Annotated in this window: 14 protein-coding genes; 10 read left to right on the top strand and 4 right to left on the bottom strand. The window is 34.8% G+C overall.

Annotated elements, in window-relative coordinates; all coding sequences use genetic code 11:
• The first annotated feature begins 159 nt into the window (after positions 1 to 159).
• Entirely contained in the window at positions 160 to 1,863 is a 1,704-nt protein-coding gene (locus DN392_RS08405) for a putative bifunctional diguanylate cyclase/phosphodiesterase (RefSeq protein ID WP_061673505.1), read from the top strand.
• A gap of 31 nt (positions 1,864 to 1,894) precedes the next feature.
• Here the strand turns inward: DN392_RS08405 and DN392_RS08400 are convergent, their stop codons facing one another.
• Positions 1,895 to 3,292, bottom strand: a complete 1,398-nt coding sequence (locus DN392_RS08400) for an amino acid permease (RefSeq protein ID WP_000448430.1) — start codon at positions 3,290 to 3,292, stop codon at positions 1,895 to 1,897.
• Between the two features lie 449 nt (positions 3,293 to 3,741).
• Between DN392_RS08400 and treR the strand changes: the two genes are divergently transcribed.
• From treR to treC, 3 genes are all read left to right on the top strand, one after another.
• Positions 3,742 to 4,452 carry a trehalose operon repressor gene (treR, locus tag DN392_RS08395; RefSeq protein ID WP_000987246.1) on the top strand — a complete coding sequence of 237 codons (711 nt, stop codon included), beginning with the start codon at positions 3,742 to 3,744 and terminating at the stop codon, positions 4,450 to 4,452.
• A 140-nt stretch (positions 4,453 to 4,592) separates the two neighbouring features.
• The gene (treP, locus tag DN392_RS08390) at positions 4,593 to 6,020 is read left to right on the top strand and encodes a PTS system trehalose-specific EIIBC component (protein WP_000513961.1); all 1,428 of its coding nucleotides are present in this window, start codon (positions 4,593 to 4,595) and stop codon (positions 6,018 to 6,020) included.
• A 13-nt stretch (positions 6,021 to 6,033) separates the two neighbouring features.
• Complete coding sequence (treC, locus tag DN392_RS08385) at positions 6,034 to 7,695, top strand: alpha,alpha-phosphotrehalase (protein ID WP_064057365.1); 1,662 nt, start codon at positions 6,034 to 6,036, stop codon at positions 7,693 to 7,695.
• A gap of 32 nt (positions 7,696 to 7,727) precedes the next feature.
• Here treC and gerKC read toward each other — a convergent pair whose 3' ends face one another.
• From gerKC to gerKA, 3 genes are read right to left on the bottom strand one after another with little or no spacing between them, the layout of a single operon-like run.
• Positions 7,728 to 8,852: a spore germination protein GerKC gene (gerKC, locus tag DN392_RS08380; RefSeq protein WP_064057364.1), complete on the bottom strand. Its 1,125-nt coding sequence runs from the start codon at positions 8,850 to 8,852 to the stop codon at positions 7,728 to 7,730.
• On the bottom strand, positions 8,833 to 9,939 hold the full coding sequence (locus DN392_RS08375) for a GerAB/ArcD/ProY family transporter (RefSeq protein WP_000185778.1): 1,107 nt from the start codon (positions 9,937 to 9,939) through the stop codon (positions 8,833 to 8,835). Before DN392_RS08375 ends, gerKC begins: the two co-directional genes overlap by 20 nt.
• Positions 9,920 to 11,422 (bottom strand): spore germination protein GerKA, encoded by a 1,503-nt coding sequence (gene gerKA, locus DN392_RS08370; RefSeq protein WP_064057363.1) that lies wholly within the window; start codon positions 11,420 to 11,422, stop codon positions 9,920 to 9,922. Before gerKA ends, DN392_RS08375 begins: the two co-directional genes overlap by 20 nt.
• 351 nt (positions 11,423 to 11,773) lie before the next feature.
• Here gerKA and DN392_RS08365 point away from each other — a divergent pair, with 351 nt between their 5' ends.
• The 6 genes from DN392_RS08365 (at position 11,774) to DN392_RS08340 (ending at position 21,635) form a co-directional block, all read left to right on the top strand.
• Positions 11,774 to 13,606: a GAF domain-containing sensor histidine kinase gene (locus tag DN392_RS08365; protein WP_002108805.1), complete on the top strand. Its 1,833-nt coding sequence runs from the start codon at positions 11,774 to 11,776 to the stop codon at positions 13,604 to 13,606.
• 1 nt (position 13,607) lies between these two features.
• Positions 13,608 to 14,249, top strand: a complete 642-nt coding sequence (locus tag DN392_RS08360; RefSeq protein ID WP_000590676.1) for a response regulator — start codon at positions 13,608 to 13,610, stop codon at positions 14,247 to 14,249.
• A 403-nt stretch (positions 14,250 to 14,652) separates the two neighbouring features.
• Positions 14,653 to 18,894: a S8 family serine peptidase gene (locus DN392_RS08355; protein ID WP_088321544.1), complete on the top strand. Its 4,242-nt coding sequence runs from the start codon at positions 14,653 to 14,655 to the stop codon at positions 18,892 to 18,894.
• A gap of 258 nt (positions 18,895 to 19,152) precedes the next feature.
• The gene (locus DN392_RS08350; protein WP_064449779.1) at positions 19,153 to 19,752 is read left to right on the top strand and encodes a TasA family protein; all 600 of its coding nucleotides are present in this window, start codon (positions 19,153 to 19,155) and stop codon (positions 19,750 to 19,752) included.
• Positions 19,753 to 19,953: 201 nt separating this feature from the next.
• The gene (locus tag DN392_RS08345; protein WP_033658909.1) at positions 19,954 to 20,640 is read left to right on the top strand and encodes a CPBP family intramembrane glutamic endopeptidase; all 687 of its coding nucleotides are present in this window, start codon (positions 19,954 to 19,956) and stop codon (positions 20,638 to 20,640) included.
• A 23-nt stretch (positions 20,641 to 20,663) separates the two neighbouring features.
• Positions 20,664 to 21,635: a phosphotransferase enzyme family protein gene (locus DN392_RS08340; RefSeq protein WP_064449778.1), complete on the top strand. Its 972-nt coding sequence runs from the start codon at positions 20,664 to 20,666 to the stop codon at positions 21,633 to 21,635.
• Positions 21,636 to 21,796 lie beyond the last annotated feature (161 nt).

Here is a 21,796-nt window from a genome sequence, read left to right as displayed (position 1 = left end):
TATATTGCTTTTTATTACAAATAATATTATGTTATTTTAATCGGCATATTTCAAAATGTGATGAATGCAAATAGCTATTATTAAGAAATGAAATATCTCTATTTCTATGAAGAGAAACAAGTTGTGTTTTAGTCAGATAGGAAGCAAGGAGAGATGCGCATGCTAGAACAAAGAGGTCATGCATTATATGACTCTTCATTGCGAGATTTAAAGTTAGCATTAGATGAGTCTTCAATTGTTGCGATTACAGACCGAAATGGTCTTATTACATATGTAAATGATAAGTTTTGTAAAATCTCCAAATATACACGAGAAGAGTTAATAGGAAAAGATCATCGTATTTTAAATTCAGGATATCACCCGAAAACATTTTTTCAAATTCTATGGAAGCGTATTTTGAACGGAAAAGTATGGAGAGGTGAGATTCGAAATCAAGCAAAAGATGGGACGTATTATTGGGTTAAAACAACAATTGTTCCGTTTTTAAATGAAAAAGGAGAGCCGTATCAATTTATCGCGATCCGAAATGATATTAGTAGTAGGAAAGAAGCAGAACAGAGGTTGCGGTTAAGTGAAAGTCGTTATAGGGAGCTTGCGTATCATGATGCTTTAACGAGTTTACCGAACCGATTGCAGCTAATAACGACTGTAAACGAGATGATTGCAGGAAAAAAAGAATTTGGTATGATTTACTTTGATTTGGATCGTTTTAAATTAGTAAACGATACGCTAGGTCATATGATAGGGGATTTACTTTTAAGCGAAGTTGCTTCACGGTTGCATTATGTGCTAGGAGAGAAAGACGTTCTGGCTAGGCTGGGTGGCGACGAATTTGTGCTGTTAACAAAAAATCATAAACAAGATGAAATGAGGCAGTTAGCGACATCTGTGTTGTCGTGTTTTCAGGCACCATTTATGCTTGAAGGTCATGAAGTATACATTTCAGCTAGTCTAGGACTGTGTTCATATCCGCAAGACGGACAAGATGTAGAAACTCTATTGAAAAATTCGGATTTAGCCATGTATAGTGCGAAAGAACAAGGCAGAAATGCCGCGTGTTTCTTTACAGATGAGTTACGTGCAAAAATAAATCGTAGAATGAAAATTGAATTCGCTTTGCAAAAGGCAATTCGTGATGAAGAATTAGATGTGGTACTGCAGCCTATTATTGATTTGAAAACGAAGAAATATACCGGTATTGAGGCTTTAGCACGTTGTTCGACAGAAGAAGGGCCTATTTCACCAGGCGAATTTATTCCAGTAGCTGAAGAATCTGGACTTATTATAAAATTAGGAGACTGGGTATTAGAAAAGTCATGTCGCTTGTTTAAAACATTGCCAGATTACGAAGAAGGACTAAAGTTATCTGTTAATTTATCCATACAACAATTAATGCAAAAGCGTTTTATTTTATCTGTACGTAGCATTTTAAGGAGAACTGGCTTTCCACCGAATCGTTTAATTTTGGAAGTAACGGAAAGTATCGCTGTTCGCCATTTTGATTATATTATTGCTACATTACAAGAATTAAGAAATATGGGTATTTTAATTGCTTTAGATGACTTCGGAACGGGCTATTCTTCCTTATATTATTTAAAACAATTACCACTGGATATAGTAAAAATTGATCGTAATTTTATTCGTGAATTTCATTATGATCATGCACAGCCAGAGCGAACGATTGTAAAATCTGTTATTGAAATTGCCCATAGCTTAAATTTAGCGGTAGTTGCTGAAGGGGTAGAAACAGTAGAGCAAGAAAGTTTATTACAATCTATGGGCTGTGATTACGTCCAAGGATTTTATTATGCGAAACCTTTATCTGTAGGAGAGTTAAAAGAAAAGTTAATTACAGATTTTTAATAAAAAAGAGAAGCTGGTAGCTTCTCTTTTTTTAATTCGTTTTTTGTGAGTTTTTCATTAGTACTGGATAAAGAATAAGACCTAATACGAACAATCCAATTCCTAAGAAGAACGTTTTTAAATCAGCAGTTCCGGTTTTGATAACCCAAATAGAGTATACAAATGCTAATGTAGTAATGATCCCATCCTTTATTCGAGAGCCAGGCATTATATCATACGTTTCTCCTGTAATAACCAATTTGAATTGGTACAGCGTAGAAACAAGGTATGGAATTAAATAAGCTAATGTTGCTACAACGATAGCGAAATTATACGCTTCTGACACGGTACCAGAAATCGTTGAGAATAAGAAAATTTGCGTCATCACATTTGTAATAAATAATGATTTTGAAGGACTACCTTTTTTATTTGTTTTCGCAAAAAACTTAGGGAAAAGTCCATTCTTTGCTGCTTGGTAAGGTACTTCTGAACTAACAACGATCCAGCCAACTGTAGATCCAAATAAAGATACAAGTGCAAGTAAAGCCATTATATAGGCGCCTTTATTGCCAATTGCTAAATTTAATGCGTCTACTAATGGTTTTTGAGATTCTTTTAAAGCATCTTGCGAGAGAGCTCCCATTGTAAGTAAAGTAATTGACATGTAAATAAGAAGAGCGATAATCAACCCGAAAATGGTAGCTTTTTTTACATCGCGCTGAGATTTTGCGCGGTTAGAAAGCATTACAGCAGATTCAATACCGATAAATGCCCAAAGTGTTGCGATAGCAGCTGAATTGATTTGTCCACCTAACGAAATTGATTGTCCTGCTTCATTCATAAATGTTTGACCGTCTCCGAAATTAGAGGCATTGAAAATGAATAATGTGATTACAATAAACATTGTAAATCCAATAATTTTTGCAATGGTAGCAAGAAGATTCATATTTCCAGCTCGGTCAATATTTTGAGAAAGAATATATTGAATTCCCCATAACATAAGGCTACATACGAGGAAAGTTAGTCCTTTTCCGAGTTCTAGTGAAAATCCGTTCGTTGAAAAAAGAATTTGCTTACTTTGTAACACTGGAAAGAATGTTGATAAATATCCAGCAAAGGAAATAATAACAGATGCGGTTGCAGCCCAGTTCGCAGCCCAATAGCCCCATGCCATACTATATCCTGCAACTTTACCCGCTTTTTTTGAAGGGAACATCGCTTGAGCATAACTTTGTGGTCCAGCTTTTAATTCTGGTTTTCGGATTGCTAAATTTCCAAATACGAGTGCAATCATAAATACGCCAAGGCCTGTAATACTCCATGCGAGTGTAGAACCCATTGGACCTGATACGTGTGCTAAATTTGCTGGGAGCATAAATACGCCACCGCCAACCATATTTCCGATTACAAAAGCTGTTAAAATCCATAATCCCCATTTTTTCGTTTCCATTTTTGTTAACTCCTTTGTAGTAAGTTTTGCTTAAACATCATTTTTTACTAGCTTTTTGGCAATAAAAAAAGAGCCATGTAGATAAAAAATACCTACATGGCTCTTCGCCTAACGTAGGTACAACGGGAATAACCCTTGTACCTACGCGTAATTTTTCCGCTAGGTTTCAAGGGTTACGTATGATGATGATGTTTTTGTGCAAATGTAACTACAATTGTTGTATAAGTAAGCATAGTTCTTTGCTCCCTTTCTCCTCTGATTTTGAAGTTAGTATACTACATGTTTTTTTGAATGAAAAGAAAAATATAAAAATTTTTATAAAAATACGTTTTAGAGATTAAATATTTTCCTGTATTTTTCCTATACTGGAAAATAAGTGAGAGATTGGCAGAAGAGTGTAGCATGGTATAATACATATAGAATTAGAAGGTGACAAGGGGCTATTGTAGATGATGAGTAAGTATGAACAAATTTATACAGAAATCAGTAAGTCTATTGATAATAAGCAATTAAAAGAGGGATGCAAAATCCCATCCGAAACTGAATTAATGAAGCAGTATGAAGCAAGCCGCGGTACGGTAAGAAAAGCTGTAGATTTATTACAAGAGCGTGGATATGTTCAAAAAATACATGGAAAAGGTGTTTTTGTTTTAAAGCGAAAAAACATTGAATTCAACTTTGGTGGTATTGTAAGTTTCCAAGAAGAAAATGAACGTTTAGGACGCCATTGTATTACAGAAGTCGTGGAAATGGAGAAAGTAAAAGCGACAAAAGAAGTTGCGAAGCTATTAAATGTGAAAGAGAAAACAGAAATAGATCATATTAAACGAGTACGAAATATTGATGGAGAAAAAGTAATTTTGGATATTAATCATTTTGTATCGGAATATATTCCTGGATTAACGAGTAAAATTGCAGCGGAATCCATTTATAAATACATTGAGAAAGAATTAGGTCTTCATATTAGTTACTCACAGAGGGTAATTGAAGTGCAGCCATGTACAGAGGACGATAGAGAGTATTTAGATTTAAATGGAACAGACTATGTTGTCGTTGTGAAAAACTTTACGCATTTTTATGATGGAAGTCAGTTCGAATATACAGAATCACGCCATCGTTTAGATATTTTTCATTTTTCGGATGTGGCGCGGAGAAAATAAGGAGATGGAACGAAATAACGTTTCATCTCTTTTTTTATAAAAAAATCACAAACTCGTATATACGAGTGTTGACTAACTTATATATACGAGTTAATATGTAATTGTAAACGGTATCAAAAAAAGAAAAGAGGGACGGGAATATGGGGAAAGACTATCGTCAAACAGCAGAGGAAGTGTTGCAGTATATTGGTGGGAAAGACAATATTGAACAAGCTGCGCACTGTGTAACGAGGCTCCGTATCGCTTTAAAAGATGAAAGTAAAATAGATAACGATAAATTGCAGTCTGTTTCATTAGTGAAGGGAGCGTTTCATAACGCTGGAGTATTTCAAATTGTAATTGGTCCAGGAGATGTTGATCGAGTATATGCAGAATTGATAACGCTTGCAGGTATGAAGGAAGCGACAGTAGCTGACGTGAAAGACTCTGGAAACCAAAAGTTAAACCCAGTTCAAAAGTTTGTAAAAGTATTTTCAGATGTATTTATGCCGATATTACCAGCGATCGTAACAGCTGGTTTACTAATGGGAATTAACAATCTATTAGGAGCGAAGGACTTATTTTTTGAAGGTAAAAATTTATTAGATGTATATCCAAACTTAAGTGGGCTTTGGGATTTAATTAATATGATGGCGAATACAGCATTCGTATTCTTACCAGCACTTGTCGGTTGGTCAGCAACGAAGCGTTTTGGTGGTAGTCCGATATTAGGGATTGTTATGGGATTAATGCTTGTGCATCCAGCCTTATTAAACGCGTGGGATTATGGTAAAGCAGCAACTGGTTTAGATGGACAAAAGATTGAGTACTTCGATATTTTAGGATTATTTCAAATTGAAAAGGTAGGGTATCAAGGTCAAATCTTGCCGGTCTTAGTAGCAGCATTCGTACTAAGTAAAGTAGAAATCTTCTTAAAGAAACATGTACCAAATGCAATTCAATTATTAGTTGTACCAATTACAACGATTGTCGTAACAGGTGTGTTAGCATTAGGAATTATTGGTCCAGTTACACGTCATATTGGAGATTTATTAACAGTTGGATTAGTAGGTGTATATGAAACAGTACCAGTAGTTGGAGCAGTATTGTTTGGAGCATTATATGCACCGCTTGTAATTACAGGTATGCATCATATGTTTATTGCTATCGACTTACAATTAATTGCACAGCACGGTGGTACATTCATTTGGCCAATGATTGCTCTTTCTAACATTGCGCAAGGTAGTGCGGCACTTGCGATGTTCTGGATTTCTAAAAATCAAAATGATAAAAGCATGGCATCTACATCAGCAATTTCAGCATATTTCGGTATTACAGAGCCAGCTATGTTTGGTGTAAACTTACGAAATAAATTCCCATTCTATGCAGCAATTATAGGATCGGCTATTGCAGCTATATTTATTACGTTAAATGGTGTATTAGCACCTGCTATCGGAATTGGCGGATTACCAGCATTTATTTCTATCATTCCGAAATCGATTCCAATATTTATTGTAGGAATGATTATCGCAGTTGTAATCCCGTTTACGTTAACATGGTTATTTGCAAAACGAGTAAAACAGAAGTAGGAGGAAGTTAAACATGAAGGATTGGCATAAAAGTGTAGTTTATCAAATTTATCCGAAGAGCTTTAATAGCTATTACAATAAAGAAACTGGTGATATAAAAGGGGTTACAGAAAAACTAGATTATTTAAAAGAACTCGGAGTAGATTATATTTGGTTAACACCGATATACCAATCACCACAAAATGATAATGGATACGATGTAAGTGATTACTACAGTATTGATCCATCTTACGGAACGATGGAAGAGTTTGAAGAGCTTTTAGAAGAAGCAAGGGCACGTAATATTGAAATTATGCTGGATATCGTGGTAAATCATAGTTCGACGGAGCATAAGTGGTTTAAGGAAGCGAAGGAAGATAAAAATAGTCCATATCGTAATTACTATATTTGGCGTGATGAAAAAAATAATTGGCAATCTAAGTTTGGCGGGTCTGCTTGGAAATATGATGAGAAGACAGAGCAATATTTTTTACATCTATTTGATGAGACGCAAGCGGATTTAAATTGGGAAAATGAAAAACTTCGTGAAGAAGTATATGATATGATGCGTTTTTGGCTTGATAAAGGGGTAACTGGATTCCGATTAGATGTTATTAATTTAATTTCAAAAGATCAACAGTTCTTAAATGATGATGGAAGTACGGCGACAAGCGATGGGCGTAAATATTATACAGATGGCCCGCGCGTTCATGAATATTTACAAGAGATGAACCGAAATGTTTTTGAAGGGAAAGATGTAATTACAGTTGGAGAAATGTCATCTACGACAATTGATAATTGTATTAAATATTCAAACCCTGAGCGTAATGAATTAAGTATGACGTTTAGTTTCCATCATTTAAAAGTAGATTATCCGAATGGAGATAAGTGGACGCAAGCGGATTTTGATTTCATTAAATTAAAAGAGATTATGTCTAATTGGCAAATTGAAATGCAAAAGGGCGGAGGATGGAATGCGTTATTCTGGTGTAATCATGACCAACCTCGCATAGTATCACGCTTCGGTGATGATAGAAAGTACCGAAATGAATCTGCGAAAATGTTAGCGACAGCTATGCATATGTTGCAAGGAACACCTTACATTTATCAAGGCGAAGAAATCGGTATGACGAATCCTAAATTCGAGTCCATCGAGCAATATCGCGATGTGGAATCGTTAAATATACACGATATAAAGCTAGAAGAAGGATTATCAAAAGAAGAGATTATCGGGATTTTAAAACAAAAATCTCGTGACAACTCTCGTACTCCGATGCAGTGGAATGAAGAGATGAACAGTGGTTTTACAACAAGTACACCTTGGATTTCAGTGGCTGAAAACTTTACAGAAATAAACGTAGAGAAGGCATTAGAAGATAAAGAGTCTGTATTTTATCATTATAAAAAGTTAATAGAACTTAGAAAAACGTATGATGTAATTACAGAAGGAGAATATGCTATTTTAGATGAAAATCACCCTAAGATTTGGGCATATACACGTATTGTAAATGATGAGGTATTACTTGTTATCAATAACTTCTATGGAGAAGAAATAACGTATTCTGTACCAGTCCATACTCAAGTAGATGGAATGAAGCAAGAAGTGTTATTGTCAAACTATAAAGATTCAAGCAACGATATTACAAAGCTTGACTTAAGACCATATGAATCAATTGTATATCGATATACGAAATAAAAAGGTTGTATGCCCATGGGGCATACAACCTTTTATTTTAAGACACCACTATACAAAATGCTTACTTCTACCTCAGGTTTGAATTTTACTTTTGCATAATCTTTATTCCAATTTTTTTTCTTCCATAAGTCAGTATGATAAGCGATAAGATGTCTGCCAATCCCGAAAGCATCACAATTTGCTTTTTGTAACTTTTTCGTTATCTTTTTAGCCTCTTTCGTAAGCTGTTTAGACAATTCTTTGTTTAGTTTGGCTCTTTCATCCATTTTGTAAAGATTATCTCTCGGAGCTTCAAGCGCTATAACTTTTAATTGAAGCTTAATGTGAGCATAAACATTTCCTTTTTTATCCGTTGTTATTTTTAAATCTCGTTTTAATTTTCGATTGCTAATTTCCATTGTTAAATAATCAGATGTCTTCTCTGATTCATCGCTAGTAAGTTTTTGGGTTATACGGGCACTTGTTCCCATTTTTCCGGTTAATAACACGAATAAAACAGAGTGTTTCAAAGGTAAATGCCCAGTTAATTTATCATTATTAAATAAAGCTAACCCGTTTGTAATTACTTCTTTTCCTTTTATTTTTATAGAGGGGAGGATAAAGTCTTTACCGGGATCTAGCATTTTTGTAGCAGCTGTTTCTAAAGTTTCTTTTGGAAATACACTCATATCTTCTAAGCTTTTCACTTTTTTCTTTAGAAAATCTCCAATTAGTAAATTTCCTACTTTCTTTTTTTCAAGTATCTCGGATGTTTCACCATCTACTGTAATAAGTTTTACTAAAGCAGTTGGGTTTGTTGGGTCACGAAAGCTGACATCTAAATAGGGTAGTATACCTTTTTTTAGAATTTTGGTTCCTAGTAATTGAACACCATATTTGAAATAGCGAATATTCCCAGTCACATTTTTTTTTAGGGCATCGCTTGTATCCCTTATGTTATGCCCGGTTGCTGAATGTATTTCATTTTCGAATGAAGATTGCTCTCCGCTTGAACTTTTTACGAGCTCGATAGTTTGCTGGAGTTTATTCTCTTCCGTAATATCAGATCCAATACTATAAGCTAACCTTGCCTCCCTTAATGGTTCTTGATCCCAACAGCCAGAAAGGAGGGAACTAGTACATAATATAAAAAGTAATTTAACTCTTTTTTTGAACATACTGTTCTCCTTTCTTCTTTCTTATTACTGAATAAAGTAGAAATAAAAGAGGGAGGACAACGATGAAAATATAGGTGAACTTATCAGTGAAAGTTGCAATTACTTTTAATTCTTCAGGTGTATCTATAAATAAGGCTATACTAAAAGCAATAATACCAACGATTGGAACAGCTTTTTTATGATTAGCAAGATTGAAGATATGTCCAATTCCGATTGAAGCAGCGCAATAATAACTCGCAATAGAAGCCACAACTGTTATCATCCATATTGGAATGAATAGTAAATCAGTCCGGTCTATAATCCCGATATGTAAGGAGCGTAATAAGTAAGCAACTGGCTCTGGAATAAGTTCAATTTGTTTTGGACTAAATACGATAAAGCAAATCCAAACAGTAAAAGTATAAAAAAGAGTTACAAGTCCATTAGCGATAGAAATGGCCTTTAGTTTTGCAACAGCAGTCCCATTTACTTTAGGAAATGCAATGAGAAAGATTTCAAACCCATACATGGCTGTAATTGTTTCTTTCGATGCTTGAATAATATTCCACCATCCAGCCTCTGTAATGGGGAAAATATAAGAAAAATCAGCCCGCGAGAGCCCAAGTGCAATTAAAAGTGCCATGGGGATAATAAGAATAGAAGCCATGACATAAAATCGTACAATCACTTTAAATGTATTATAGGCTACGTAGCAACAAGCTATTGTAAATAGTATGAGAATGGCATACCAAGGAGTTGCTTGTAATATCCAAACTTTAATGACATTACAAGCATTTAACATAACCGTCATACCGATAAGGGTAAAATAAAAAACATAAGCAAAACCTAATAGTTTTCCAAACTTATTCCCAAATAGCATACAAACACTTTCATACATATCTGCATCAGGAAATCGTTTTAAGAAAAGCCACATAAGTAAAATAATAAGTTGAATTGCAAGACCAGCGATGAGAGCAGAAATCCAACCACCGCCTTTGGCAATGGGGTGAAGACGGTTTGGTAAAGAAAGTATACCAACTCCAATTTGGCATTGAATAACGAAAAAGGTAAATTGAACTAGCGAGATTTTACTTTGCGTGTTTGTCACCGTCCTCATCCTCTCTCGTTACATGTTGTCGTTGCATTTTTTTCGGTTTTGGATCATGTGGTCGTTCCCAAAATGACCAAATTGGTAGTCTTACGAAAGAATCTTTCATGTCTTTTATCCGCATCGGGGCAACGGGAGAAAGATATGGTGTATGAAATGAATGTAGTTGACATAAATGAACGAAAGTTATAATGAGACCGAATGAGATGCCTACATATCCAAATATGGCAGCAAGGAGCATTAATGGAAAACGAAGAATTCGAACTGCTGAACTCATATCGTTTGATGGAACGAGAAAAGATGAGATTGCAGTTAAAGCTACAACGATGATCATTGTGTAAGAAACGAGTCCAGCTTTTACAATTGCATCACCAATTACTAAACCACCTACAATACCGATTGTTTGTCCAACGCGGCTTGGCAAGCGAATACCAGCTTCTCGTAACAATTCAAAGATTAATTCCATTAAGAGAGCTTCAAAAATAGGAGGAAGTGGCACTTTTTCTAATGAAGCTTTAATCGTATAAACAAGTTCGAGCGGCAACACATCAGGATGAAAAGCAACTGTTGCGATATATATAGCGGGCAAGAGAAAGGCAATCAAGAAACTGACTAAGCGAATCATTCGGATGAAAGAACCGACAATCCAGCGGTTATTATAATCATCTGGTGATTGATAGAAAGCAAATAACGTAACTGGAACGATAAGTGCAGTTGGATCTCCATCAGATAAAATAGCAACTCGTCCTTCCATTAAATTTGCTGCGACTCTATCTGGACGCTCTGTATTTAATTGTTGCGGAAAGGGTGAGAAAGACGTATCCTCTATAAATTCTTGTATGTATCCTGGAGGCATAAGGGCATCTGTCTTGATCATTTCTAACCTTCTTTTTACTTCTGCAACTAAATCGTCATTAACTATATTTTGCATATAAGTAATTGCCACTTTCGTGTGCATTTCTTCCCCGAGTGTGAAATATTTAACGACGACATTTGGACTTTTTATGAGTTTACGAATAGAAGCTAAATTGGTTGCTAAATCTTCTACAAAACCAGTATGCGGTCCACGTACAATGCCTTCATTATCAGGTTCTGTTATATCTCTCTTTAAAGATAGAGCTGTTTCGAAAATACAAAAGCTGTCGACGTGTTCATGAAAATATAAGGATTTACCTTGTAATAAAAGCTGCACACCATAATTTAAATTTGTTTCTTTTTTCATATTTAATGTGGAAAAAGCTTTATCTAAAGACAAATCCGACCTAGTTAATAAAGGCTCAAGAGCTAATTGGTGGATTAAATTTGGGTCGGCTAAAGATTCGATATATAAGATTGTTCCTTTTCCGTTTTGAAAAGGGAGATCTAATTTTTTTATATCATCAGAATGAGAAAGTTTATTTTCAATGTAATTAATGTTCTCCGGAAGTGATGGAAACATATGCTTTTGGTTCTTATTCTCTTGTTGTTCTTTGTGCTCTGTCATAATTTCCACCTCTTTTAGAATAAAATTACTTCTGTTAATTTTTGCTTTTTGTGAGAAAATTATGCTTGGATTATTTAGAAAAGTAGGGGAATGGAAAGAACGTATATATTTGCGATATTAATATATATCTTTTGTACTATAAGGGGGTAAACCTAGCGGTATGCATAATTACATCATTCGATGAATAGGAAATTTAAGAAAAGCGATTTATAATACTAGTATTGTGTCTTGCCTTTTTAGGTACAGTACACAGCCGGTGATTGGCTAGTGGAGGTTCTTCCATTTTGCCAGTGCCGGTTTTTTATTGGATAATAGAGAAAATGAAGTTTTATAAAGAAAGAAGGGGTTGTTTTGAAGGAGGTAAATTCTATCTTTATGAGAGAAAAGATTGCTAGTACTTATCTTTATTTTATTTCTTTTCTTGGTTTGGTTACTATAACTATATCTTTACTTGAAATTAAAATCCCTTCTCATCCAACAATACTAATATTGTTGTTACTATTTATGGGGATTGCAGAGTATTTTCCTGTACGATTTTGGAGAGGAACTAGCTCGCTTACCTTTCCGATCATTTACGCTATGAGTTGGCAGTTTGGAATTCATATAACTATTATTGCTATTGTACTCGTAACGCTAATTATTCACCTGCATCGTCGTTCACCGATACAAAGGATGTTATTTAATAGTACTCAGCATGCACTTAGTTTAATCTTGGCCGAATGGTTTTCAAACAAATGTATGTCCATATTAATTAATAAGATAGTTATGTCAGCTCTGTATGAAAATTTAATATCTTTGTTATTATTTTGCGTGTTTTTTTGTTTTTTAAACAACCGCTTTTACGATTTATTAATGATACTCCTTCCGCAGCCATACTCAATCTATCAGTGGTATAAAAAAACTGTAACGGTATTTCTTTGCGAAACTTTTGGTTTCTCTTATGCGGCACTGATGCACGTATTAATTAGTACATATAGTGTGGAAGTAAACGAGATTACAGTACTGTTTTTCTTTTTTCCACTTGTAGCAACTTCCGTTATTAGTTCTTTTTCGGTACGGATAAGGATGGAGAAGGAACGATTATATGAGTTATTTCTTATTACGACCGAAATTAGTCGAGGATTAACCGGAGGAAACTTGAAACATATTAAACAAGCACTGAAAGGGTTTTTTGGCATACAAGCATATGTAATATGGACAAAAGATGATGGGAACTGGAATATTCTATTAAAAGATGGGAAAGTGCGCTCAGATATATCTGATGATTCAGAAAAGTTTAGGGCGTTTGAGGAACTTTCTAAAAATCTTGTATTTAATGATTGGAAAATTGGTACGGCTCCTGGAGATGAAATATTTGATAGTGTTATACGCTCACTTGTATATTTTCCTCTTATAGTAAATGGTGAATTAGTCGGAATGTTTGTTGCAGGGAAAAGTAGAAATGCGGGTTTCTTTCCGGAAGATGTACAGTCGTTAGCTACATTTTCTAACCAATTAGCTAACGTTGTTAAAACAAGGATATTGATTTCTGAACAGAAAAAAAGAATGATCTTAGAAGAAAGAAATAGAATCGCACGAGAAATTCACGATGGTATTGCACAAACATTAGCTGGGGTGATATTCCAGCTAGAATCTGCGCAGAAAAAATACCGTGATAAACCAATAGATATGCAGCAAGTAGTAGAGAAAAGTATAAAAGATTTAAGAGGGAGCCTAGGAGAAGTTCGCTATTCTATTTATGCTTTAAAACCATATCCGACACAACAATTAGGGCTTAAGCAGGCGATAGCAAGTAAAATAAAATCTTTAAAACAAGAATATGAACTAGATATTACATATCATGAAAGAGGTCATGCACGTGCGCTTAGTTTTTCAAAAGAAAGAGTTATTTTTGATACATTACAAGAGAGTTTGCAAAACATCGTAAAACATGCACAAGCAGAAAAGACTGATGTTTTACTCAGCTATCAAAGTGAGCACGTACTTTTAAGGGTCAAGGATAATGGTGTTGGTTTTTCACTATTTGAGTCTATGGTTAAAACGAAGAATGAGCCACATTATGGTATATTACATATGAATGAACAAGCTGAACAATTAGGGGCTACTTTACAGATTGATAGTTCTGTAGGGCAAGGGACAGAAATTACACTGTTAATTCCAGATTCACAAACAAGGGGTGCGTAAAATGATTAAAATATTAGTAGTAGATGATCATGCTTTTTTACGGGACGCAATTCGGAGCATACTAGAGGATGAATCTGATATGAAAGTGGTTGGAGAAGCTAGCTCTGGGGATGGAGTATTGGGAAAAGTAGAAGAATGCCGACCAGATTGTATTTTGATGGATATTAATCTTCCAGGGAAAAATGGGATTGAAGCTACAGAGTTAGTGAAAAAAAAATATCCAAGTTGCAGAGTACTTGTGTTTACAATGTATGAACATGATGAGTATTTAATGGATGCACTCCAGGCCGGTGCTGATGGTTATTTATTGAAGGATTCCTCATCAGAGCAGGTAGTAGCAGCAATTCGAATGTTATATCGAGGCGATTCAGTTATTCATCCGCGTATGACTAAAAAATTAATTACATATCATCAGCAAAAGATGAAAGTAGAATCAAATGAAAATGAACTGACGGAACGGGAAAAGGAAATTCTATTTGAACTAGTAAAAGGACTTAGTAATAAAGAAATTGCTGAAGTTCTATATATTAGTGATAAAACAGTTAAAATTCACATCAATAAAATTTTTAAAAAACTAAATGTGAAAAGTCGATCGCAAGCAGTGATTTATGCAGTTCGAAATCAATTGGTTCCGTTGGATTAAATAAGAAATCTATCAAAGAACTATCGTGTTGCTTTATTCTGTATTACAAAGAATAAATGACAAGATAGTTCTTTTGTACTATGTAGGCATAGAATCCTTAGAGAAAAGATACTCCTTTTGATTAATTTTCGGAATAATCAAAATGTGAAATAATAAAAATAGAATTATATTTTAATCCTATTAATAATTCATTGTGTGAAAATCTTTTGTTGGAAATAAATGATGGGGGGCTCCTATAGAAAGAGTAAAGTGAGTGATTAGCTATATAAGGTATGGGGATGGTAGTAGTGTTGGAAATCTTTCATGATACAAAAGATTAAGATTGATAGATTTTCCAACGCTAAGTAGGAATGTAAGAATCAATTTGTTTCAAAAAATAATATGAATAATGGGGAGATGCAATATGAAACGAGGGAAATTTGGAAAGATTCTTATTGGAACGTTAACAGTTGGAATGTTATTGTCTCAAGGAATTCCATATAACGTATTAGCGGAAGAGGTAAATACGTCTACTTTAACTGGAATTGATGATGCAAATGCTATCTTAAAAGGTCTTACCAAGGAACAACGTAATGCCTTAAAAACGTTAGATACTAAACCAGGTTTTGTTATTTCGCCAGGTATCAATACAGCAAGTCCTAATAATGTGAATGTCATTATAGAATTTAAGCAAGCACCTAGCAAAATTGAGGTATTAAAACAAGCGGCTAAAGGGAAAAAAGTAGCTCTTTCAAATGCGGAACAAAAGGTAGAGGCATCACATAAAGGATTTAAAGCAGAGCTTGAACAGCTTCAAAAGAATAAAGAGAAAGGGACAAATGTAAAATCTGCAAAAATAAAAAGAGAATATAAGAATGCTTTTAATGGTGTAGCGATTTCTTTACCAGCGAATATGATTGAGGACTTAGTTCGTACCGGTATCGTTAAGCGCGTATGGGAAGATCATGAGGTTAAAATTGATTTGCCGAAAGAAACAGCTAAGACTGCTGTTGAACCGAAAATGGCAGATAGTGTACCGCAAATTGGTGTGGACAAGCTGCATGATGAAAAAATAACAGGTAAAGGAATTAAGGTAGGTGTACTGGACACTGGTATTGATTACAACCACCCGGATTTGAAAGATGCATATAAAGGATATCGTGCAAAACAAGGTGAGGATCCAAGCAAAATAGATCCGAACTCAATAAAAGGATGGGACTTTGTTAATAATGATGCTGATCCAATGGAGACAACGTATAAGGATTGGCAAAATTCTGGGGGATATCCTGAGATTTATGAGGGAAGTGCATATTATACATCCCATGGTACGCATGTAGCTGGGACAATTGCTGCAGACAAACAGAATAGTGTGGATTATGCAGTGAAGGGTGTTGCTCCAGATGTAGACTTATATTCATATCGCGTATTAGGTCCATATGGAAGTGGACAAACAAGCGGTATTCTTGCTGCGATTGATAAAGCAGTGAAAGACGATATGGATGTTATCAATTTATCACTAGGAGCGTCTATTAATGATCCTTTATATCCTACTTCTGTCGCAGTGAATAATGCGATGTTAGCAGGTGTTGTTACAGTAGTAGCAGCTGGTAATAGTGGTCCGGAAGAAGGTACCATTGGATCACCTAGTGCAGCAGCACTTCCCATTACAGTTGGAGCCAGTGATGCTGCAATGACTATTCCAACGTTTTCCGCCGATGCAGGTGATGTACATGTAGATAAGATGATGCTACTTGGAAAAAGCTTTACTGATAAGATTGAAGATTTGAAAGGACAATCCTTATCGGTTGTATATGCGGGGCTTGGGAAATTAGGTGATTTTACAGGGAAAGATGTAAAAGGGAAGTTAGTTCTTATCCAACGAGGTGAGATTACATTTGATGAAAAAATTAAAAATGCTAAGGATGCAGGCGCAAAGGCAGTAATTGTATATAACAATGTAGATGGGGAAATTACAAGTTATCTTGGGGAAAGTACTTCATCTATTCCATCGTTCCGCTTAACAAAAGTAGATGGTGAGAAATTACAAGCAAAAGCTGTACAAGGAGATGTGTCGTTAGCGTTTGGAGAACTTAGTAATATAAAAACAGAGGGAGATCACTTAGCTGATTTCAGCTCCCGTGGTCCTGCAACTAAAACAGATGATATTAAGCCAGATATTATAGCACCAGGTGTGTCTATCTTCTCAACTGTTCCTGAATATATTAATGATCCAAAGGATGGAGAAAATTATCCGTTAGCGTATGGACGTATGTCAGGTACATCTATGGCAACTCCTCATACTGCAGGGGTTGCGGCACTGATTTTACAAGAACATCCAAATTATAGTCCATTTGAAGTAAAAGAGGCACTTATGAATACCGCAGTTGATTTAAAAGAAGAGCGTTCTGTATTTGAGGTGGGATCAGGAAGAATTGATGCATATCGTGCAGTTCATGCAGATACATCTATTGAGGTTATCGATAAAACATCAAACGTTGTAGATGATGAAGAAGTAGAAATTGAAGAAAAAACAGGTTCTATTGCATTTGGGTATAAAAATCAACTTGAAAGTGGGCCTATTAAAGATAGTCGAAAAGTCTTAATTAAGAACAGCAGTAAAACAGATGGGAAAGAGTTTAAATTAGAAGTAGAATTTTCACCTACAAGTGTAGGTGTGCAAGATGCAGCGAAGAATGGTGTGAAGCTAAACGTATCAGATTCTATTAAAGTAGCTCCTGGTACATCAGAGGAAATTAGCCCTGAAATTATCATTCCAGAAAACGCTGAATTTGGTAGATATGAAGGCTATATTCATATTACAAATAAAAACAATGAAAAAGAAGTATATCAAGTACCATTTGCAGTTAAATTCACAGAAAAAGGGATTGCGTCTGTAGATTTATTGAGAGATGCAATGGCAACAGATACATCTAAATTCCATCCATTTATGGAAAGACCAAGTTCGCCGTTGGCATTTAAATTAAATAGTCCTCTTGAAACTATTGATGCAGTTGTGAAGGACCGAAAGACAGGGAAGGCATTAGGAGTCGTTGGTACACTTAATGCAAGTAGTCTAACACCGAATGTTGAATATATGATGTTTTCTGGTATGGGAGGGTATGTATTTCCATTCACAGGAGATCCAGCTCACCCAATTGGGGATAAGCCTGTTATGTTGCCTGATGGAGATTACGAATTGGACTTCGTTGGATATGATAAAGAAGGAAAATCGTATACAAAAGGCGATAGCATTATCATTGATAATGTAATACCTGAAATGAAATTTAAGGATGTACAACCTGGTATACACGAAGTCAATGATTCCATGTTTAAAGAAGAAGACGGTCAACGTGCATTATGGGTGCATGGTAATATTTATGATTCTACAGTAGATGCATTAAAGGCAAAAGGCTTGCAGTATGATCAAAAAGCGAATCAAATTGTATATTATCAAAACTCAGCCTTTCCATCAGGTTGGTTAAATACAATTCAAGCAAATGGTGATTTTAAATTTGGAGTACTTCCAGAGGAAATAAATGAGCCGTTAAATTTAAAATTATTTGGATATGACCTTGCCACTGCAGGGAATATGGCAAATGGATTTAAAGATTATGTCTTTGTTAAAGAGGGAACGGAATACGCTGTCCCAAGCTATGACAAGGATAAAATTAAACTAGGAGAAAAAATTACGTTAACTTTAAATCTTAATAATGTGAAAAAACTTATGTCAGGTACATTTGAGATTCCTTATAGTAAACAGTTGTTTAAATTTACAGATGTGAAACCAAATCCAGCACTTGCAGAATATGTAAAACAACATGGACTGGACCTTAAATTAGAAGATCCGAAGGTAAGTGAAGAAGGAGCTTGGGAAAATAAAGTGAAAGTTGGCGCGTCATTGGAAGGAAAAGAATTTAAAGGATTAGATGGTGATACACCATTTTTAGATGTTACATTCGAGATGACGAGTGATGAATATTTTAATGATTTAACTGCATTTGCAGCAGATAAGTTCACTTATACAAAAGCTGGTGCATCAGAAGGCACTGAGATTCCTGTGTTTAAAGATAAATCTTTTGCTATTGTCTCGAAACATTCAACGGTTACAGGTTATATTGGTCCGGAAGCTTTCTTAAATGAAGAGGGGTATTTAGGTAAGAAAGACTATACAAAGCTAGGAGCAAAAGTGTATGCAGTTGGTAAGGATGGAAAGAAATATACAGGAACGATTGATGATAACGGACAATTTGAAATTCGTAGTGTCCCTGTAAGCGATAAAGAATATGATATTTTCGTAGAAATGCCAGGTCATTTAAATAGTAAATTAACAACAAAAATAGGGGAAATGCAGGATGGAGAATTAGTGGGACAAAACTTTAGAGCTGACATGGATGATAATCTTGCAGGTGATGTAAACGGCGATAAAATGGTGGATATTCAAGATGCTAGAATAGCAGCTCTGTCATATGGAAAAGGAAAAGTATCTGTAAAAGATGGAGATATAAATCAAGATGGTGTTGTAGATGAAACGGATATTCGTTTTATTGAGAAAAACTTCTTGAAAAAGGGTCCAGATGCTAAAGAAAATCAAAAACCGAAAGAAAATGTAGGGCCAGTGACGTTAGATAAAATCTTACGCTCTATTGGTTTAGAACCTAAAAAATAAGTGGGCAAACTTCTAGGGTAAATAAAGCAATCAGACAATGAATAGTAAATGAAATGAGATTGGCTAAAAAATAACCGGTAATGATTTACAGGAACATTACCGGTTATTTTAAAAGTAATAGTTGTTTGGGTACATGAAGCAACTAGTTTAAAGTTAGTTCGCTTTTGATATGGGACAAGGTAGTTGGTTAATTAGTATTGTTTGTGGGATGGAAATAAGGTTTGGAGTTTGAACTTTAAAAATAGGGGGACTTGTGAAATGGGTATTAAGAAAAAACTTGGTATGGGTGTTGTAACTGCAGGGCTTGGTTTATCTTTAATTGGCGGGGGGACATATGCGTATTTTAGTGATAAGGAAGTATCACAAAACACGTTTGCAGCGGGTACTTTAGATTTGAGTGTTAATCCTGAAGTTGTTATTAATGTCGACAATATTAAACCAGGTGATGAAATGGAACGCGGTTTTCAATTAGTTAACAAAGGAACTTTAGCGATAGGAGACGTGAAACTTTTTACAGATTATAGTGTAATCGATGCTAAAGGAGATAATAGAAGTGCTGATTTTGGTGATCATATCCGTGTCGATTTCTTATGGAATTTGGATAAAAATGAGGTTCCAATTTGGTCTACTACATTATCTGAATTAAAGGTAGCTACGCAAAACGGAAGTATTCCTGATCTTGTACAAAAAGGTGTTGTAGACCGAGAAGGAAATGGACTTGCTCCTGGTGATGATGATACTTTCTATGTAATGTTCACATTTGTAGATAGCAATGAAGAGCAAAATGTATTTCAAGGAGATTCATTAAAATTAAATTGGACTTTCAATTCAATGCAGACAAAAGGTGAAGAGAGATAAAGATAAATGTTATATATAAGAATAAATTGATGAAGAATTGAGAAATAAAATTTTTAATAGTGTAAGGGTTGATTTAGTGAATCAACCTTTTTTGTGTTTTGAGAGAAAATTATGCTTGGATTATTTGAAAAAAATAAGCTTGAAAGTTACGTTACGTCATCTTTTATACTTAAGGAAACACGGAGTAGAGGGATGGTGTATATAATTTTGAAAAGTATGTGGGGATGGAAAGAAATTTTATATTTATTTGTGTTTGTATTTATTATTGTTCCAGTAACTGTTGAATCTCTTTTTTATGACTATGCTTTAAAAGTAATAGGGAACGCATTATATGCTGGAGTATTAATGGGATTTATAATGGCAGTGATATTTACTACTGTAGTTTATCTTTTTTGTATAAAAAGGTATAAACTCTCGTGGAAAGATATTGGAATTAGGAAGCTTTCATGGAAAAATCTTTTATGGACAGTTGGAGCGGTTATTTTCTTACTTGTAGCTAGTGTTGCTGTATTAGTGATAATGGAGAAAATGGGTATTTCTTTTGAAAATAGTAAGACGGAGGCGGTCCAAAATGATAAATCAATATATTCATTCTGTATCGCGGTAATTGGAGCGGCCATTATATCACCGATCTATGAAGAGATTTTATATCGAGGTGTTTTTTATACATTTTTTCGTGATAGGTATGGCATGTGGGGCGGTATGTTTATAAGTTCTATCATATTTACCGTTGTCCATATTCCCACATATAACACATTACCGGTGAACTTTTTGAGTGGGGTAGTATTTGCATGGTTATATGAGAAAACAAATTCTATTTTATCAGCTATGATTGCCCACGCACTATTCAATTTCATAGCAGTACTTTTAACATTTATGTCGAATTAAGAAGATATATAGGAGGGATATATATGGAAATAGCTGTAGAACGAGTTTTTACAAAAGAGATTTTAGCAAGAGCAGCAAAGGCATTTTATGTAACAGTGGAAGAGAAGCCGCTTGGAGATTTTGAAAATTATATTTTTAAGGCGAAGGGTGATCGTGGTGAAGATTACGTATTACGTTTAACACACTCTTCTCATCGTTCTAAAAAAGAAGTCGAAGCTGAACTAGATTTTTTACGATATGTTGCGGAGAATGGGGCAAAGGTAGCAGGGCCTCTTTATTCAGCGTCTCAAAATCTTGTAGAAGAAATTAGAGCAGAGGATGAAACTTTCTTTTTCGCTTCTTTATTTACATATGCAAAAGGTGAGCAAGTAAAAGGGGAAGGATCGCCTTATTGGGGAGATGCTTACTTTGAAGCATGGGGTAAAGCGATTGGCCAACTGCATCGCCTAACAATGAACTATCCTAAAACAGACTATCGTGATACGTGGGAAGAAGATGAAAGTGGAATTGTTAATGAATTAGAAGATGATCAAGTGAAAAAGATTGCAGCGGTATTAATGGATGAAATAAAGGCTCTTCCAATTGAAAGAGAAACGTTCGGCCTTATGCACGGTGATATCCATCCCGGTAATTTTCATTATGATGGTAAAGAGCTAACAATCTTTGATTTTGATGATGCGGCTTATAATTACTTTATACATGATTTAGCGATGGTTCTCTATTACTCTGTTCTATTTACACCGTGGACAGCGGAAGAGAAGACAGACTTTGCTCGTAAACAGCTACAAGTGTTACGAAAAGGCTATGAGCATGAGCACAGACTGGCGGATAGTTGGTATGAATCGTTACCGTTGTTTTTACGTCTACGTGATGTTGGTTTATACGGTACACTTCAAAAGAAGTTTAAGGGGAAAGATATGCCAGATAACTTCCGAGAATTATCAGAAGATCTATATGAAAGAATTATAAAAAGAGAAGCAATTGTGAATATATAATACATTTTGTTCAAAACAAAGTATATAAAATAAATATATACTTTGTTTTTTTATACAAAAATATGTTTGTTTTATTAAAATAATATTGTTATAGATTCGGTATACACTTATAATTTTATATATATATTCAGAATATTCTTTATAAAGAAGGAGGGGGAATA

The organism is Bacillus sp. BB51/4, assembly GCF_008368845.1.
GTDB lineage: Bacteria > Bacillota > Bacilli > Bacillales > Bacillaceae_G > Bacillus_A > Bacillus_A wiedmannii.
This window is presented reverse-complemented; position numbering and strand designations above follow the sequence as displayed.

Bases quoted from the DNA above. Each gene is read 5' to 3' on its own strand.
- DN392_RS08405 (WP_061673505.1), top strand. From the start codon at position 160: ATGCTAGAACAAAGAGGTCATGCATTATATGACTCTTCATTGCGAGAT.
- DN392_RS08400 (WP_000448430.1), bottom strand. From the start codon at position 3,292: ATGGAAACGAAAAAATGGGGATTATGGATTTTAACAGCTTTTGTAATC.
- treR (WP_000987246.1), top strand. From the start codon at position 3,742: ATGATGAGTAAGTATGAACAAATTTATACAGAAATCAGTAAGTCTATT.
- treP (WP_000513961.1), top strand. From the start codon at position 4,593: ATGGGGAAAGACTATCGTCAAACAGCAGAGGAAGTGTTGCAGTATATT.
- treC (WP_064057365.1), top strand. From the start codon at position 6,034: ATGAAGGATTGGCATAAAAGTGTAGTTTATCAAATTTATCCGAAGAGC.
- gerKC (WP_064057364.1), bottom strand. From the start codon at position 8,852: ATGTTCAAAAAAAGAGTTAAATTACTTTTTATATTATGTACTAGTTCC.
- gerKA (WP_064057363.1), bottom strand. From the start codon at position 11,422: ATGACAGAGCACAAAGAACAACAAGAGAATAAGAACCAAAAGCATATG.
- DN392_RS08360 (WP_000590676.1), top strand. From the start codon at position 13,608: ATGATTAAAATATTAGTAGTAGATGATCATGCTTTTTTACGGGACGCA.
- DN392_RS08355 (WP_088321544.1), top strand. From the start codon at position 14,653: ATGAAACGAGGGAAATTTGGAAAGATTCTTATTGGAACGTTAACAGTT.
- DN392_RS08350 (WP_064449779.1), top strand. From the start codon at position 19,153: ATGGGTATTAAGAAAAAACTTGGTATGGGTGTTGTAACTGCAGGGCTT.
- DN392_RS08340 (WP_064449778.1), top strand. From the start codon at position 20,664: ATGGAAATAGCTGTAGAACGAGTTTTTACAAAAGAGATTTTAGCAAGA.